The organism is Parahoeflea alexandrii (assembly GCF_027214025.1).
In the GTDB taxonomy this organism is placed as follows: Bacteria; Pseudomonadota; Alphaproteobacteria; order Rhizobiales; family Rhizobiaceae; genus Hoeflea; species Hoeflea alexandrii_A.
Genome location: NZ_JAPWHB010000004.1, coordinates 257,319 through 272,083 on the forward strand (window position 1 = coordinate 257,319; position 14,765 = coordinate 272,083).

Here is a 14,765-nt window from a genome sequence, read left to right on the forward strand (position 1 = left end):
TCATGTGCGAAATAAATGGAGCAGTGCCGATCATATGCGCCGCCTTGCACCGCCGCTTGTGTACAAAGCCTAGCCCTCCGCCCCGTATGGACGTTATAAGCAAAAAAGCGGTCGGTCTCACCGCAATACAAACCAGCCGGGGGTAAGGCGCGACAGCATGACCAGCATGGACTCCATCCGCAGGGAATACGAGCGCTATCCGCCAAATGGCTTTCGCCGGTTCACGCGCTGGTTCACCAAGCGCATTCCGACGCGGCTTTATGCGCGCGCCCTGCTGATCATCATCATTCCGATGGTGCTGCTGCAATCGGTCATCGCCTTCGTCTTCATGGAGCGGCACTGGCAGACCGTGACCCAGCGGCTCTCGATGGCCGTTACCCGCGACATCGCCGCCATCATCGATGTGCTCGCCACCTTCCCGCAGGATGCGAGCTATGACCAGATCACCCGCATCGCCCGCGAGCGGCTGGAACTCAACATCGCCATCGAGCCGCCCGGCGACCTTCCCGCCCCGCGGCCAAAGCCGTTTTTCTCTATTCTCGACCAGATCCTGTCCGAAGAGATCACCCGCCAGATCCGGCTTCCGTTCTGGATCGACACCGTCGGCAACTCCAACATCGTCGAGATCCGCATCAAGCTCGAGGACAAGATCCTCAGGGTCTTCGCCAAACGCAGCCAGGCCTACGCGTCCAATACCCATATCTTCCTGTTGTGGATGGTCGGCACCTCGCTGGTGCTGCTGGTGATTGCCATCCTGTTCCTGCGCGGCCAGATCCGCCCGATCCTCAATCTCACCCAGGCGGCGGAGAGTTTCGGCAAGGGCCAGCGCATGCCCGATGACTTCCGCCCCCGCGGCGCCGACGAGGTCCGCCGTGCCGGCATCGCCTTCATTAAGATGCGCGAGCGCATCGAACGCCAGCTCGAGCAGCGCACCGCCATGCTCTCAGGCGTCAGCCACGATCTTCGCACTATCCTCACCCGCTTCAGGCTGCAGCTGGCGCTGGTCGGCGACGGCCCGGAGCTTGATGGACTGAACAAGGACATCGACGACATGCAGTCGATGCTCGACAGCTATCTCTCGTTCGCACGCGGCGAGGCCGAGGAGGATGTCGGAACGGTCAGCCTGAAGGCCGTCGTTGAAAAGATCGCCGCCGACGGACGCCTGCGCGGCGCCACCGTCAACGTTTCGGTGCAGGGCGATGACGACATCAATGTCCGGCCGAACGCCTTTGACCGGCTGTTGACCAACCTGGTGTCAAACGCCTGCCGCCACGCCGACGAGGTCTCCATCGAAGCGGTCAACCGCGGCAAGTGGCTGACCATCGCCATCGACGATGACGGCCCGGGAATTCCCGCCGATGCGCGCGAGGATGTGTTCAGGCCGTTCTACCGGCTTGACGCCGCGCGCAACCAGGATGAGACCGGCACCGGCTTGGGTCTGGCAATCGTGAGGGATATCGCCCGCAGCCACGGCGGCGATGTCACCCTGTCCGACAGCGCCATGGGCGGCCTGCGCGCCACGGTGCGCCTGCCGGTCTGAGAAACGACGCCGGAAACACATCGCTCTGAAAACAAAGGGGGATTTCGGCAAGCGCCAGTGACAAGCCGTGGCCGTGTCGAGTTCACATCAGCCGGGCGCCGTTCGGAACCGGCGTGTCAACCGCGGCGAGAACGATATCGCCATTGGCATCGGCAAACCCCAGCGTCAGCACTTCCGACATGAACGGACCGATCTGGCGCGGCGGGAAATTCACCACCGCCATCACCTGGCGCCCGACCAGATCTTCAGGCGTGTAATGCACGGTGATCTGGGCCGACGACTTCTTCTCGCCGATCTCCGGCCCGAAATCGATCCTGAGCTTGTAGGCAGGCTTTCGCGCCTGTGGAAACGGCTCCGCCGCGACTATGGTGCCGGTGCGGATCTCGACCTTCTCGAAATCATCCCAGGAAATCGTCGAACTCATGATCGGCTCACGTATCTTGAAAGGAGGAGATCAGCCGGCCAGTTCGCGCGACCGGTCGGCGGCAGCCTTGAGCGCCTTGTCGAACACCGGCTGGATGCCGTCTTCGGCCATCAGCACCGCCAGCGCCGCGGCGGTGGTGCCGTTGGGCGAGGTGACGTTCTGCCTGAGTTGCGCTGCGCCGTCAGGGGACCGGTGCATCAGCTCCCCGGCCCCCGTGACGGTCGCGCGTGCGAGCCGCATGGCGAGGTCCGCCGGCAGGCCGCATTTGCGCCCCGCCTCAGCCATGCACTCGACGAGATAGAAGACATAGGCCGGACCGCTGCCCGAGACTGCCGTGATTACGTCGATCAGTGCTTCATCTTCGACCCATTCGACAGGACCGCAGACCGACAGCAGCCGGTCGATCTCGGCCTTTGCTTCAGTGCTGACCGCTGCATTGGCAACCGCGCCGGTGATGCCCCGTCCGACCATGGCCGGCGTGTTGGGAATGGTGCGGACGATCGCGCCGCCGAGACGTTCCTCGAAATAGGCGATGGTCTTGCCCGCCGCGACCGACAGGCTGACGGTCCGGGGACCGACCAGTCCGGTCAGGCCTTCAATCACGGCATCCATGATCTGCGGCTTCACCGCCAGCATCAGAATGCCTGCGGTCAATCCCTGCGGTGCGGAGCTTTCCCAGCGCACCCCGGCTTCAGCCAGTCGCGCCGCCATCGCCTCGGATGGCTTTGGATCGATCACCACGATCGTGGCAGGATCGGTTCCCGCATCCAGCCAGCCGTTGAGCATGGCGCCGCCCATGTTGCCGGCGCCGACAAGGACCAGGGGATTGGCGGGAGAAATCATCTCATGCCTCGCCGCGGGTTTCGAACATCACCGCCGTGATCGCCGACTTGGCGTCCATCCCGGACCAGACGACGAACTGGAACGCCTGGAAATAGGCCTCGCAGGAATCGAGAGCGTTCGACAGCAGCACCTCGACCTGGCGGTTGGTCGGCTCGGCGCCGCCGGCCAGAAGCAGCGACTGGCGGAAGATGATCACATGCTCCTGCTGCCACAGGTCGAAATGGCCCATCAGCACCTGGCCGTTGACGTGCGAGAGGAGCTTCATCACCTCGGTGACGCGAACGTCGGGAACCTTGATGTCGAAGGCGCTGGCGATATGCAGCGCCTCGCAGTCCTCCATCCAGGAAAACGAGACGTGATAATCCGTCCAGTGCCCCTCGACCGTCATCGCGATCTCGTGCTCGCCGGAGCGCTCGAACGTCCAGTCGTTGGACGCAGCCACGAACTCGATCATGTCTACCGGATTGGAGTGCCGTTCGAATTCGATATTACTGAGATTCATGCCCCACCTAGCTTCATTTCCAGCGCCTGGTGATCCGCTCTCGCGCCATCCAGACAGCCACCTCATCCACGCATGATTCACCCACGACCCGGGGCGTCCGCACTTGCGACTCCTGCCGGGGCAATTTGCCGCCCGTTCCGAATCATCATTTAGAATCAGTGTATAAATGCAGAGTCCGAGCGCCAGTCCCCCGGCAGCATTTTGTCAGCCGCAGCCTGTGGACCAACCTGCCAAACTGATTCCGCCATGACTCATAACCGACTCACGCAAAAGGCTTTTTGAGCCTCGCGGTCCGGTGGATAACCTGTGCAAAAAAAATTGGGTACAATCGCCGCTCAGGCGTCCCTGAACCGGAGCGCCTCGCCGGGGGACTGGTTTCAGGCGTCGGAACCCTTCGACGAGCGCTTTTTCTCGAGCGCATCGAGCCGGGCGGCAAGCGCATCATTCTCTTCGCGCGCCTTGATCGCCATGTCGCGGACCGCCTCGAATTCCTCGCGCTTGACCAGATCCATCGAATTGAGAAGCCGTTCGAGCTGACTGCGCATCGCCGTTTCCATTTCCCGCCGGACGCCCTGCGCGGCACCCGCTGCATCGGTCATCAGCTTGGCAAGTTCGTCGAGAAGTCTGTTCGATCCGCTGTTCATCATCGTCATCCCTTTTGCGGGTTCATTCCGGCAATTGCGCGTAGGCAGTCAATCCTGAGGTAAGCGCTCCGGCAAGGACTTGCAAGCCAAAGCATGCGGCGCAAGGCTTGCGCAAAGCCCGCATGCCATGTCACAGGAGCAAGGTTTCAGGCAACACAGCACGGAAACCTGCGTTGAGGCCATAATTATGCTGGTCCGGGATTGTAGGACAGCCCCGGGAGCAGGAAGGAACCGCATTGGAGCATACCGCAACGCTGTTGTCGCTGATGGCCTTCCCGGACATCGATCCGGTGATCTTCGCCATCGGCCCGGTGCAGGTGCGCTGGTACGGGCTTGCCTATGTAGCCGGCATCCTGCTGGGCTGGCGCTACGCCCGGATGCTCGTCAGCAACGAGCGGCTCTGGCCGGCAGCAGGCCCGCGCATGACGCCGCTGGACATCGATGATTTCCTGCTCTGGGCGACCGTCGGCATCGTGGCCGGCGGACGCATCGGCTACATCCTGTTCTACGATTTTACGGCGGTGGCGGCCAATCCCGTCCGGGCGCTGGAAATCTGGAACGGCGGCATGTCGTTCCATGGCGGCCTGCTCGGAACGCTGATCGCCATGCTGCTGTTTGCCCGCAGCCGCGGCATCCCGGTCTTCAACCTGTTCGACGTCGTCTGCGCGGTCGTGCCGGTGGGGTTGTTCTTCGGACGGCTGGCCAACTTCATCAATTCCGAGCTCTGGGGCAAGCTGACCGACATGCCCTGGGCCGTTGTCTTCCCCACCGGAGGCCCGTTCCCGCGTCATCCCACGCAACTCTATGAAGCCGGTCTTGAAGGACTGCTGCTGGTGTCCGTGCTGGCCTGGCTGATCTACCGCCGCCAGGCCCTGAAACGGCCCGGCATGGTCGCGGGCTTTTTCGTCATCGGCTATGCTCTGTCCCGGATTTTCGTCGAGTTCTTCCGGGAGCCCGACATCCAGATCGGCTATCTCGCCGGCGGCTGGCTGACCATGGGAATGGTTCTGTCGCTGCCGATGCTGGCGGTCGGCCTCTGGGCCGTCGCCACCGCCCGATCGCGCGCCTGAGCAAGCCCGGAAAGGTCCCCGCCATGACGCCGCTCGCCGAGAAAATCGTCAACCTGATCCAGCAGACCGGCCCGCTCAAGATATCCGACTATTTCGCGCTGTGCCTGGCCGATCCGGACCATGGCTATTATCAGCGCCGCGAGCCCTTCGGCCAGTCCGGCGACTTCATCACCGCACCGGAAATCTCGCAGTTGTTCGGCGAGATGATCGGCGTGTTTCTGGTCCAGGCCTGGCAGGCGCAGGGAGCGCCGGAAAAGACCCGCATCGTCGAGATCGGCCCGGGCCGCGGCACCCTGATGTCGGATGCGCTGCGGGTCATCGCCCGGCTTGCGCCCGATCTCTATGCGGACGCCACCATCCACATGGTCGAGACCAGCGAGCGGCTGCGCAACGTGCAGCGCCAGACCCTCGTCCGCATCAAGCAGCGGATAAGCTGGCACCATGCCGTTGAAGACCTCCCGGCCGGTTTCACCCTGATCGTCGCCAATGAACTGTTCGACGCCCTACCGATCCGCCAGTTCGTCAAGACGCCGGAAGGCTTTTGCGAGCGTGTCGTCGGGCTCGATGACGGGGGAAACCTGGCGTTCGGCCTTGCCCCGGGCGGCTTCGATACAACGCTCCTGCCGATCGAGGCGGGACGCGTCCCGAATGGCGAGGTTTTCGAGGCCTCGCCCGCCAGGTCCGCGGTCATGCAGGCCGTTGCGGCACAGATCCTGCGCGACGGCGGCACCGCGCTGACCATCGACTACGGTCATCTTGTCACCGGCTTTGGCGACACGCTGCAGGCGGTTCACCAGCATGAATTCGATCCGCCGCTGGCCCGGCCCGGCGAGGCCGACCTGACCAGCCATGTCGATTTCCAGGTTCTGGCCGAGGTCGCCAGGGAGGCCGGCGCCCATGTCCACCGGCCCATGACCCAGGGCGATTTCCTGCTCCGCCTTGGCATTCTGGAACGCGCCGGCGCGCTCGGAGCCGGGCGTGACAGTTTGACTCAGGCCACCATCAGCGATGCGGTCAACCGTCTTGCCGGAGAGGGCGAAGGTCGCATGGGAGCGCTGTTCAAGGTGCTGGCAGTCAGCGGCAAGCCGGTCGGGATCACGCCCTTTGATCCCCAGGCAGCGTAAGCCGGCGAATTGACAGAAGCAGCCCGGATGGCCACCATCTGCGCGCAGTCAGGCATTATCTGCGGATTCGGCTCGCCCTCAGGGCCGACGGGAGGAGCAAATCATGACGGTTGACCGCAGCTCCCCGAACCCGTTGCGGAGCGCACTTCTGGATGGCGTATCGACGGACCGACGGATCGCCCACGGTTTCTTCAACCGTGCCGGCGGCGTTTCCAAGGGGCTTTACCGCGGCCTCAACGTCGGGCTGGGATCAAGGGACGACCGGATCGACGTGATCGAAAACCGCACCCGGGTCAGCCGCTGGTTCGACCTCGATGTCGACCGGCTGGTTACCGTGCATCAGGTTCATTCGCCCCGCGTCCAGGTCGCGACGCGCGAAAACCGGACAGAGCGCCCGGAGGCCGACGCGCTGGTCACCGACACACCCGGGCTGGTGCTCGGCGTGCTGACCGCCGATTGCGGCCCGGTGCTGTTTGCGGATGCAGAGGCCGGCGTCATCGGCGCCGCCCACGCCGGCTGGCGCGGCGCCTTTGACGGCGTTCTCGAAAGCACCATCGAGGCCATGCTGGGCCTTGGCGCGGAAGCCGAACGCATTGTTGCGGTGCTCGGCCCCTCGATCAGCCAGGACAATTACGAGGTCGGCCCGGAATTCGTCGACCGTTTCGTGCAGCAAGCCGTCGGCAATGACGCCTATTTCACAGCTTCGCCGAGGCCTGGGCACGCGCTGTTCGACCTGAAACAATACACGGTCGACCGCTTGCGCAACGCCGGGGTAAGGGCCGACATGCTGTCTGCCTGCACCTATGCCGATGAGGAGGCCTGGTATTCCTACCGGCGCTCCACCCATCGCAACGAACCCGATTACGGACGACAAATCTCCGCCATCGCCATCAAGGAGGACTGATATGGCCCTGCATTTTGAACGCGAGGAATACGCCGCCCGTCTGGACAAGCTGACCGCCAGCATGCGCGAGGAAAAACTCGACGCCATGCTGCTGTTCGCCCAGGAGAGCATGTACTGGCTCACCGGCTACGACACATTCGGCTTCTGCTTCTTCCAGTGCCTGGTGGTCAAGGCCGACGGCTCGATGACGCTTCTGACCCGCTCCGCCGATCTGCGTCAGGCCCGGCAGACCTCGAACATCGAGCGCATCGTGGTCTGGACCGACCGGACGAACGCCGATCCGGCGGTGGATCTCAAAAACCTGCTCTCCGATCTCGATCTGCTCGGCGAACGCATTGGCGTGGAATACGACACCCATGGCCTGACCGGCGCCAATTGCCGCAAGCTCGACAACCAGCTGCAGAGCTTTGCCGAAATGGTGGATGCCTCCCATGTCGTCAGCCGGCTGCGGCTGATCAAGAGCCCTGCGGAAATCGCCTATGCCAGGCGCGCCGCCGAGCTGTCCGATGCAGCGCTCGACGCCGCGTTGCCGCTCATCAAGCCGGGCGCCGATGAAGCCGACATCTTGGCCGCCATGCAGGGCGCGGTGTTTTCCGGCGGCGGCGACTATCCGGCCAACGAGTTCATCATCGGCTCCGGCGAGGACGCGCTTCTGTGCCGCTACAAGGCCGGCCGCCGCGAGCTCACCGCAGACGACCAGCTCACGCTCGAATGGGCGGGCGCCTTCGCCCACTACCATGCGCCGATGATGCGCACCGTCATCGTCGGAGAACCGACACCCCGCCATGTCGAGCTTTACGAGGCCTGCCGGCTGTCGCTCGACGCCATCACCGCAATCCTCAGGCCCGGCACCACCTTTGGCCAGGTCTTCGATGCCCATGCCGAGGTGATGGATGTGCGCGGGCTGACCCGGCACCGGCTCAACGCCTGTGGCTATTCGGTCGGCGCGCGCTTTACTCCCAGCTGGATGGAGCACCAGATGTTCCACGCCGGAAACCCGCTCGAGATTGCCCCGGACATGACGCTCTTCGTGCACATGATCATAATGGATTCGGAGACCGGCACCGCCATGACATTGGGACAGACCTATCTGACGACGCAGGACGCGCCGGAATCGCTCTCCGCCAAGTCTCTCGATCTGATCATCGCGTCATAGGCACGGATATCCCGGCGCCCCCCGGCCGAAACTCACTCTGCACACGCGCCAGACCCGTCAACGATTGACAGGTCTGCCTCCGGGATTTCATAACAGGACGGGAAACGGGCGGGAAACATGATGCAGCGCATCAAAATTATCGGCATGGTTGGGACGTTGGCCGTCATGATGGCCGGCTGCAACGTCACCGAGCAGTCGCTGCAGCCGATCCCGGGCGAGCAGCAGGCAGCCACGGACGCCGCCCCCCCTGGCGGCTTCGATCCGTTTGCCACCGCACCCGGCACTGCGCCGGGCATCGCGACAAGCCCCCAGGCGCCGGCTGCAACGCCGCAAAGCCCGGCCCAGACACAAGCCCAGACCCAGGCCGCCCTGCCCGCGGGCCAGGTCCGCGGCCAGATCCGCTTCATGCCGGTCATTGGCGCGCCCGTGAATGCCGTCACGCCGCTGTCGCGTCAGTTGGCCGTGGAGGCGCGCACTCGCGGACTTGCAATCCTGAGCGCCTCCGATCCGGGCGGCGACCATGTGCTCAAGGGCTATTTCTCCGCCGACAACTTTAGTGGCCAGACAACCGTGTTCTATGTCTGGGACATTCTGGATCCGGCCGGAACCAGGTTGACCCGGATTCAGGGGCAGGAAGTCTTTCCTGGCGGCAACGGCGATCCATGGGCTTCCGTCCCTGCCAATGTGATGGAGCGAATCGCCTCCCGCACCATGGCCGATTACACCGCCTGGCGCGGTCTCTGACAGACTCGCGGCCCGGCTGGCTGTGCTTTGCCGGCGTCACGTCCCGAGAAGTTTAACAGAAAAATTACGCCGCTTGGCGATGCGCGCTTGCAATCATCAAAACCGCCGCTTAAACGCGGGCCAACGGGTTGGCGCCCCGTCCCCTTGCGTGATCCTGCGCACGGAGCGACGCGGCCGAAAAAAACAGGCGGTCCCAAATGAAGGTTTTCGCGGGAAACTCGAACCGGCGTTTGGCAGAGTCCATTTGCAATTATCTCAATGTGCCTTTGGGCAAGGCCAGTGTCAGGCGTTTCGCCGACCAGGAGATCTTCGTCGAGATCCAGGAGAATGTGCGCGGCGAGGATGTCTTCATCCTGCAGTCCACGTCCTTTCCGACAAACGACCACCTGATGGAACTGCTGATCATGATCGACGCCTTCCGCCGCTCGTCGGCCCGGCGCATCACCGCGGTTCTTCCCTATTTCGGCTATGCACGACAGGATCGCCGCGCGTCCGGCCGCACCCCGATCTCGGCCAAGCTTGTCGCCAACCTGATCACCGAGGCCGGCGCCGACCGGGTTCTCACGCTTGACCTTCATGCCGGCCAGATCCAGGGCTTCTTCGACATTCCGACCGACAACCTGTTCGCCATTCCGGTAATCGCACGCGACATCAAGGCTCATTACCAGCTGGAAAATGTCATGGTGGTCTCGCCTGATGTCGGCGGCGTGGTGCGTGCGCGTGCGCTCGGCAAGCGCCTGGGCTCCCTGCTCGCCATCGTCGACAAGCGCCGCGACCGGCCCGGCGAATCCGAAGTGATGAACATCATCGGTGAAGTCGACGGCAAGGATTGCATCCTGATCGACGACATCGTCGATTCCGGGGGCACCTTGTGCAACGCCGCCGAAGCCCTTCTTGCCAACGGCGCGAAATCCGTGACTGCCTACATCACCCACGGCGTGCTGTCGGGAGGTGCGGTGGCGCGCGTTTCGTCTTCGAAGCTCAAGGAACTGGTCATCACCGACTCGATCCAGCCGACGCCGGAGATCCTCTCGGCTCCGAATATCCGGGTGATTTCAACGGACGCCCTGATCGGCGAGGCCATCAACCGCACCGCCGCCGAGCAGTCCGTCTCGAGCCTGTTCGACTGAGGCCCGCCGGCCGATCGCGCATCAGCCCAGCAGCACCACCGCGACGCCAGCCAGTGTCGCGGCCCCTAGTACCATGAACAGGTTGACGTGAAACCGCAGCAGCCCCACGCCGGCGGCAAACGCGATGGCGAGCGCAGCGGCGTTGAGGCTCGCCAGATCGGGCACCGGCAGGATGAACGGGCCGAATGCCGCCTCGCCCACATCCGCAAACAGCACGTGCAATGCAAACCAGACCGCGAGATTGGCGATGACGCCCACCACCGCGGCAGTGATCGCCGATAATCCGGCTGACAGCCATCTGACCGAGCGCAGCCGCTCGATATGCGGCGCTCCGGCGAAAATCCACAGAAAGCACGGCGCGAAGGTGAAGAACAGCGCCAGCGATCCGCCGAACAGGCCGCCCGCGAGCGGGTCCAGCCCTGCTTCCCTCGCCCCTCCGAGAAAGCCGACGAACACCAGCACCAGGATCAAGGGTCCCGGCGTCGTCTCGGCAAGCCCGAGGCCCGCCAGCATGTCGCCGGGTCTGAGCCAGCCGTGCACCTCGACCGCCTGCTGCCCGACATAGGCAAGCACCGCGTAGGCGCCGCCGAATGTGACGATCGCGGCCTTTGAGAAGAACACGGCCATCGCGCTGAAGGCATCAGGGATCCCCCGCAAGAACAACAGTGCGGCCAGCGGCCCGAGCCAGATCGCGCCCCAGACCAGCACGGTCCGCAGCGTTGGCCCGGCCAGTCCCGGCAACTGCGCAGCCGCCGGCGCTGCGGCTGGGTCGGCCTCGCTGCGCTGACCGAACCGTCTGGCCAGTGACGTGAGAATGCCAATCAGGCCTGCCCCCAGGACGATCAACGGGAAAGGCAGCTTGAGGAAGGCGATGGCGACAAACGCCGCGAGAGCAAGCCCATAGGCCAGTCGCGACTTCAACGCCCGTTTCGACACCTTGATCAGCGCCTCGACAACGATGGCCAGCACCGCCGCCTTAAGCCCGAACAGCACGCCCGCCACCAGCGGCATCTCGCCATAGTGAAAATACACCGCCGACAGCGCCATGATCACCGCGAAACCCGGCAGAATGAACAACAGGCCGGCAAGCAGGCCGCCTCTCACCCCGCGCAGCAGCCAGCCGGAATAGGTGGCAAGTTGCATGGCTTCCGGACCCGGAAGCAGCATGCAGAAATTGAGCGCGTGCAGGAATCGCGGCTCGTCAAGCCAGCCGCGCTGTTCGACCAGTTCGCGGTGCATCAACGCGATCTGCCCGGCAGGCCCGCCGAAGGAGAGAAGCCCGATGCGGCCGAAAACGCGGAGCATTTCGCGAAAGGAAGGTGAAGAAAAGGAACTCATGATGCAGCAGGCCTAGACGTCCAGGTATGTTTTTCGGCGGTGGCATGACGACACCATGCAAACAGTGCATCATAAATCACCATGCCTTGTTCCAGCTGTGCCAGATCATTATCTTCCGAAGATGACAATCCCAGCGAAATCGCCAGCAGGCCGGCCGGCTGCGGCTCACGGTCGAGATCCCCGGGATCAGCGCCACGGACGATGCGGGCCAGATGCCGCAGGGCGGGATCTTCGATGCCGAACAGATCGAGCAATGTGTCGAGCCGGCAATGGCGCGCCCCTCTTCCTCGAATTTGAAACAGCGGGTCAAGGCAACGACAGGCGGCCAGGCGCTGGTGCCGGACAGATTGATCAGGCCATTGGTCGAGATGGATTTGGACGTGATGATCCCTTCGCATAATCACGAAGGGCGGAACTTGGGCTCTCGCCAGCAACGCGGAGTCACCCGTAACCCCGTCTTCGAGAGCTAGCTGGTGCGGAATGACGCGTTAATTGCCTGACAGCCGATTGTCGCGTCAGATCACGTCATCGCCCGGTCAAGGATCTCGACGAGAACGGCTTCGCGGTCTGCAACCGGCTTGCCGTCCGGGGGGCCAAGTCTTCCGGCGATATAGAGGTCTGCAAAGCCGTGCACCATGCTCCAGATCGCCATCACATCGGTCATCGCTGCCGGAGCTTCAAAGGGCGAGACGCCGCGCAACCGGGCGACGCTGTCAGCCAGGTGCATGAACGCGGCCTTGGCGGCGCCGGCAAGTTCCGAAGTCTTGGGTTCGGGCTTGTCGGTCGAGAACATCAGCCGGAACAAGGCCGGTGAACTGATGGCGAAATCCAGATAGCCGAGGCCCGAGGCCAGCAGTTGCTGACGCGGATCCTTGCTGGGTTCAGCCGCCTGCCGCGCCTCCATCGCGGCGAGAAACCGCCGGAAGCCTTCGGTGGCGAGCGCATCGAGCAGTCCCTTTGCATCGCCGAAATGATGCGCTGGCGCCGAATGGCTGACGCCGACGCTCTTGGCCACTGCCCTGAGCGAAAAGCCGGTTACCCCGGTCTCCGCCAGCACGGCTTCGCCCGCCTTGATTAGCGCCGCGCGCAGGTCGCCATGATGGTAGCTGTCTTTCGATTTGAGCATGGGCTGACACTAGCGCGTCATCTGGACAGCGTCAAATTCATCTTGACAACGACAAGATAACGCCCCACTCTTGATCTTGTCACTGTCCAGATGGAGATCTTGCATGCAACCCGACGCCCTCTTTCAACTCTCGGGCCCGCTTGCGATGACAGGTTGGCTGGCGCTGGCGGCAACGCCGCTGGCACCACGACTGACCCAGCTTGTTGCCGGTCTCGTCATTCCGCTCATCCTCTCGCTGGGCTACACCGCGCTCATCCTTGCCAACTGGTCAGGCGCCGAGGGCGGATTCGGTAGCCTCAGCGATGTGATGCTGCTCTTCACCAATCCGGCCGTCGCCCTTGCCGGCTGGCTGCACTACCTGGCCTTCGACCTGTTCGTCGGAGCCTGGGAAGTCCGCACTGCGCGGCACGAGCGCATCCCGCATCTTCTGGTGCTGCCCTGCCTTGTCCTCACCTTCCTCTTCGGCCCGATCGGTCTCTTGGCATTTCTCGGCCTGCGGCTTGTTCATGGCCGGTTCGCAAGCTTCCCCGCCGGAGGTGCATCATGACTGATATCGCTTTCAACCACCGTCTCCAGTCGGCCCGGCGTCCCGGCCTGTTCGACGCCGAGCCCCTGTTCGCCGCGTCCGGGCTGCTGATCGGCCTGTCGCTTGCGCCAACGCTGGCGGCCATGGCGCTCGACCACCGGCAGTTCCTCGGCGAGAACGTCTGGCTCAAGCCGATCAAGTTCCAGATCGCGCTCACGCTCCACCTGCTGACGCTGGCCTTTTTCGCCCGCTGGCTGCCGGACGGCATGACCGCAAGGCGCAGCTACCGCGTCTATTCCGGTCTTGTCATCTTCGCCATCGTGGCCGAACTGATCTGGGTCAGCGGCGCCGCCATGTATGGCACGGCTTCCCATTTCAACGTCACCAACCCGGTGATGCAGGGCATCTACGGGCTAATGGGGCTTCTTGCCGTGCTGCTCACCTCCGCGACGCTGGTGCACGGCATCGCCATCTGGCGCAATCCGCGGACCGGATTGCCGCCGGCACTGCACCTGTCCATCGCGCTTGGGCTGGTTCTGACCTTCATACTCACGCTGGTCGTGGCGGGAACGCTGGCATCTTTTCCCGGTCACCTGGTCGGCACGCCAGTGACCGGGGCGACGGTACCGATCATAGGCTGGTCGCGTGAAGTGGGCGACCTGCGGGCGCCGCATTTCCTGGCCACCCATGCCATGCATGCAGTGCCGGTCGCGGGATTGCTTGCAGCCGCATTGCTGCCGCCAAGAGCGGCTTTGGCAGCGGTCTGGGGCTGTGCCGTCCTTTTCGCCGCTATTGTCGTCGCATGCTTTGCCGGCGCCCTGGCCGGACTGCCGTTGGTCCCGGATTTCTAAAGTCCGGGATCAGCCAGGCCGGCAACCGCCCGCAAAGCTTGCATTTGCGCACTTGCTCGGCTATAGCGGCCCCGTCCGTGCAGACACCCTTGGAGGCAACGCGGATGAAGCGCCGGAAACGGCGCTTGATGTTTTTTGGGACCGGCTTATGCCGCGAACCGGAAGACAGCCTTTTTTAGAACCTCGAAAGGATTTGCCATGAGCAACGCAGCATATGAGCTCAAGGCCGAGGCGCGCGCACAGGTCGGTAAGGGGTCCGCCCGTGAACTTCGCCGCAACGGTTTGATTCCCGCTGTCATCTACGGTGACAAGCAAGACCCTGTGTCCATCGCGCTTTCGCGCAAGGACGTAACCAAGAAGATCCACGACGGCGGTTTTCTGACCACCCTCGTTACCATCGAAGTCGACGGCAAGAAGTACAACGTCCTGCCGAAGGATTACCAGCTTGATCCGGTCCGCGACTTCCTGATGCACGTCGATTTCCTGCGCGTGTCGAAGAACACCCTGGTGACTGTGGAAGTTCCGGTTCACTTCGAAAACGAAGAGAAGTCCCCCGGCCTCAAGCGCGGCGGCGTTCTCAACGTCGTGCGTCACGCGGTCGAGTGCCACTGCCCGGCCAACGCCATTCCGGAAGCGCTCGTCGTTGACCTCACCGGTCTCGAAATCGGCGACGGCATTCACATCTCGCATGTGACGCTGCCTGAAGGTGTGCATCCGACGATCACCGATCGCGACTTCACCATCGCAACGATCGCTGCACCTGCCGGCCTCAAGAGCGATGACAACGCTGCCGGCGGCGCTGAGGCAGAAGAAGACGAAGAATAAGCCGCTTGGCGTGTTTTT

At 63.5% G+C, this 14,765-nt stretch carries 17 protein-coding genes; 10 read left to right on the forward strand and 7 right to left on the reverse strand.

The features are described 5' to 3' along the window. Positions 1-157 precede the first annotated feature (157 nt). On the forward strand, positions 158-1,540 hold the full coding sequence (locus O4H62_RS14800; RefSeq protein ID WP_269388964.1) for an ATP-binding protein: 1,383 nt from the start codon (positions 158-160) through the stop codon (positions 1,538-1,540). 82 nt (positions 1,541-1,622) lie between these two features. On the opposite strand, the gene O4H62_RS14805 is transcribed toward O4H62_RS14800, so the two are convergent. The 4 genes from O4H62_RS14805 to O4H62_RS14820 form a co-directional block, all read right to left on the reverse strand. Beyond that, positions 1,623-1,964, reverse strand: coding sequence for a tRNA-binding protein (locus O4H62_RS14805; protein WP_269388966.1), 342 nt, complete (start codon positions 1,962-1,964; stop codon positions 1,623-1,625). A 30-nt stretch (positions 1,965-1,994) separates the two neighbouring features. Next, positions 1,995-2,807: a pyrroline-5-carboxylate reductase gene (gene proC, locus O4H62_RS14810; protein ID WP_269388968.1), complete on the reverse strand. Its 813-nt coding sequence runs from the start codon at positions 2,805-2,807 to the stop codon at positions 1,995-1,997. 1 nt (position 2,808) lies between these two features. After that, complete coding sequence (locus O4H62_RS14815) at positions 2,809-3,309, reverse strand: YbjN domain-containing protein (RefSeq protein WP_269388970.1); 501 nt, start codon at positions 3,307-3,309, stop codon at positions 2,809-2,811. Between the two features lie 377 nt (positions 3,310-3,686). Next, complete coding sequence (locus O4H62_RS14820) at positions 3,687-3,953, reverse strand: accessory factor UbiK family protein (RefSeq protein WP_269388972.1); 267 nt, start codon at positions 3,951-3,953, stop codon at positions 3,687-3,689. Positions 3,954-4,189: 236 nt separating this feature from the next. On the opposite strand from O4H62_RS14820, the gene lgt reads away from it, so the two are divergent. From lgt to O4H62_RS14850, 6 genes are all read left to right on the forward strand, one after another. After that, complete coding sequence (gene lgt, locus O4H62_RS14825) at positions 4,190-5,023, forward strand: prolipoprotein diacylglyceryl transferase (RefSeq protein WP_269388974.1); 834 nt, start codon at positions 4,190-4,192, stop codon at positions 5,021-5,023. A 23-nt stretch (positions 5,024-5,046) separates the two neighbouring features. Further along, positions 5,047-6,147: a class I SAM-dependent methyltransferase gene (locus tag O4H62_RS14830; protein WP_269388975.1), complete on the forward strand. Its 1,101-nt coding sequence runs from the start codon at positions 5,047-5,049 to the stop codon at positions 6,145-6,147. Between the two features lie 103 nt (positions 6,148-6,250). Next, positions 6,251-7,051, forward strand: a complete 801-nt coding sequence (gene pgeF / locus O4H62_RS14835; protein WP_269388976.1) for a peptidoglycan editing factor PgeF — start codon at positions 6,251-6,253, stop codon at positions 7,049-7,051. Position 7,052: 1 nt separating this feature from the next. Next, positions 7,053-8,207 (forward strand): M24 family metallopeptidase, encoded by a 1,155-nt coding sequence (locus O4H62_RS14840; protein ID WP_269388978.1) that lies wholly within the window; start codon positions 7,053-7,055, stop codon positions 8,205-8,207. Positions 8,208-8,327: 120 nt separating this feature from the next. Beyond that, positions 8,328-8,951, forward strand: coding sequence for a hypothetical protein (locus O4H62_RS14845; protein WP_269388980.1), 624 nt, complete (start codon positions 8,328-8,330; stop codon positions 8,949-8,951). 197 nt (positions 8,952-9,148) lie between these two features. Further along, positions 9,149-10,081, forward strand: a complete 933-nt coding sequence (locus tag O4H62_RS14850; protein ID WP_269388982.1) for a ribose-phosphate pyrophosphokinase — start codon at positions 9,149-9,151, stop codon at positions 10,079-10,081. Between the two features lie 21 nt (positions 10,082-10,102). Here O4H62_RS14850 and chrA read toward each other — a convergent pair whose 3' ends face one another. The 3 genes from chrA to O4H62_RS14865 form a co-directional block, all read right to left on the reverse strand. Then, the gene (gene chrA / locus O4H62_RS14855) at positions 10,103-11,419 is read right to left on the reverse strand and encodes a chromate efflux transporter (protein WP_269388984.1); all 1,317 of its coding nucleotides are present in this window, start codon (positions 11,417-11,419) and stop codon (positions 10,103-10,105) included. After that, positions 11,416-11,817, reverse strand: a complete 402-nt coding sequence (locus O4H62_RS14860) for a chromate resistance protein ChrB domain-containing protein (protein WP_269389475.1) — start codon at positions 11,815-11,817, stop codon at positions 11,416-11,418. The genes chrA and O4H62_RS14860 overlap by 4 nt, the downstream gene beginning before the upstream one ends. Before the next feature lie 122 nt (positions 11,818-11,939). Continuing rightward, positions 11,940-12,545, reverse strand: coding sequence for a TetR/AcrR family transcriptional regulator (locus O4H62_RS14865; RefSeq protein ID WP_269388986.1), 606 nt, complete (start codon positions 12,543-12,545; stop codon positions 11,940-11,942). A gap of 103 nt (positions 12,546-12,648) precedes the next feature. On the opposite strand from O4H62_RS14865, the gene O4H62_RS14870 reads away from it, so the two are divergent. The 3 genes from O4H62_RS14870 (at position 12,649) to O4H62_RS14880 (ending at position 14,747) form a co-directional block, all read left to right on the forward strand. Continuing rightward, entirely contained in the window at positions 12,649-13,092 is a 444-nt protein-coding gene (locus O4H62_RS14870; RefSeq protein ID WP_269388987.1) for an ABA4-like family protein, read from the forward strand. After that, positions 13,089-13,922, forward strand: coding sequence for a hypothetical protein (locus tag O4H62_RS14875; RefSeq protein WP_269388988.1), 834 nt, complete (start codon positions 13,089-13,091; stop codon positions 13,920-13,922). The genes O4H62_RS14870 and O4H62_RS14875 overlap by 4 nt, the downstream gene beginning before the upstream one ends. A gap of 198 nt (positions 13,923-14,120) precedes the next feature. After that, the gene (locus O4H62_RS14880; protein ID WP_269388989.1) at positions 14,121-14,747 is read left to right on the forward strand and encodes a 50S ribosomal protein L25/general stress protein Ctc; all 627 of its coding nucleotides are present in this window, start codon (positions 14,121-14,123) and stop codon (positions 14,745-14,747) included. Positions 14,748-14,765: the final 18 nt, after the last annotated feature.

What these genes read in the sequence shown, in the direction of transcription:
- O4H62_RS14800 (WP_269388964.1), top strand. Translation starts at nt 158, where the DNA reads ATGACCAGCATGGACTCCATCCGCAGGGAATACGAGCGCTATCCGCCA.
- O4H62_RS14805 (WP_269388966.1), bottom strand. Translation starts at nt 1,964, where the DNA reads ATGAGTTCGACGATTTCCTGGGATGATTTCGAGAAGGTCGAGATCCGC.
- proC (WP_269388968.1), bottom strand. Translation starts at nt 2,807, where the DNA reads ATGATTTCTCCCGCCAATCCCCTGGTCCTTGTCGGCGCCGGCAACATG.
- O4H62_RS14815 (WP_269388970.1), bottom strand. Translation starts at nt 3,309, where the DNA reads ATGAATCTCAGTAATATCGAATTCGAACGGCACTCCAATCCGGTAGAC.
- O4H62_RS14820 (WP_269388972.1), bottom strand. Translation starts at nt 3,953, where the DNA reads ATGAACAGCGGATCGAACAGACTTCTCGACGAACTTGCCAAGCTGATG.
- O4H62_RS14830 (WP_269388975.1), top strand. Translation starts at nt 5,047, where the DNA reads ATGACGCCGCTCGCCGAGAAAATCGTCAACCTGATCCAGCAGACCGGC.
- pgeF (WP_269388976.1), top strand. Translation starts at nt 6,251, where the DNA reads ATGACGGTTGACCGCAGCTCCCCGAACCCGTTGCGGAGCGCACTTCTG.
- O4H62_RS14840 (WP_269388978.1), top strand. Translation starts at nt 7,053, where the DNA reads ATGGCCCTGCATTTTGAACGCGAGGAATACGCCGCCCGTCTGGACAAG.
- O4H62_RS14845 (WP_269388980.1), top strand. Translation starts at nt 8,328, where the DNA reads ATGCAGCGCATCAAAATTATCGGCATGGTTGGGACGTTGGCCGTCATG.
- O4H62_RS14850 (WP_269388982.1), top strand. Translation starts at nt 9,149, where the DNA reads ATGAAGGTTTTCGCGGGAAACTCGAACCGGCGTTTGGCAGAGTCCATT.
- chrA (WP_269388984.1), bottom strand. Translation starts at nt 11,419, where the DNA reads ATGAGTTCCTTTTCTTCACCTTCCTTTCGCGAAATGCTCCGCGTTTTC.
- O4H62_RS14860 (WP_269389475.1), bottom strand. Translation starts at nt 11,817, where the DNA reads ATGCGAAGGGATCATCACGTCCAAATCCATCTCGACCAATGGCCTGAT.
- O4H62_RS14865 (WP_269388986.1), bottom strand. Translation starts at nt 12,545, where the DNA reads ATGCTCAAATCGAAAGACAGCTACCATCATGGCGACCTGCGCGCGGCG.
- O4H62_RS14870 (WP_269388987.1), top strand. Translation starts at nt 12,649, where the DNA reads ATGCAACCCGACGCCCTCTTTCAACTCTCGGGCCCGCTTGCGATGACA.
- O4H62_RS14875 (WP_269388988.1), top strand. Translation starts at nt 13,089, where the DNA reads ATGACTGATATCGCTTTCAACCACCGTCTCCAGTCGGCCCGGCGTCCC.
- O4H62_RS14880 (WP_269388989.1), top strand. Translation starts at nt 14,121, where the DNA reads ATGAGCAACGCAGCATATGAGCTCAAGGCCGAGGCGCGCGCACAGGTC.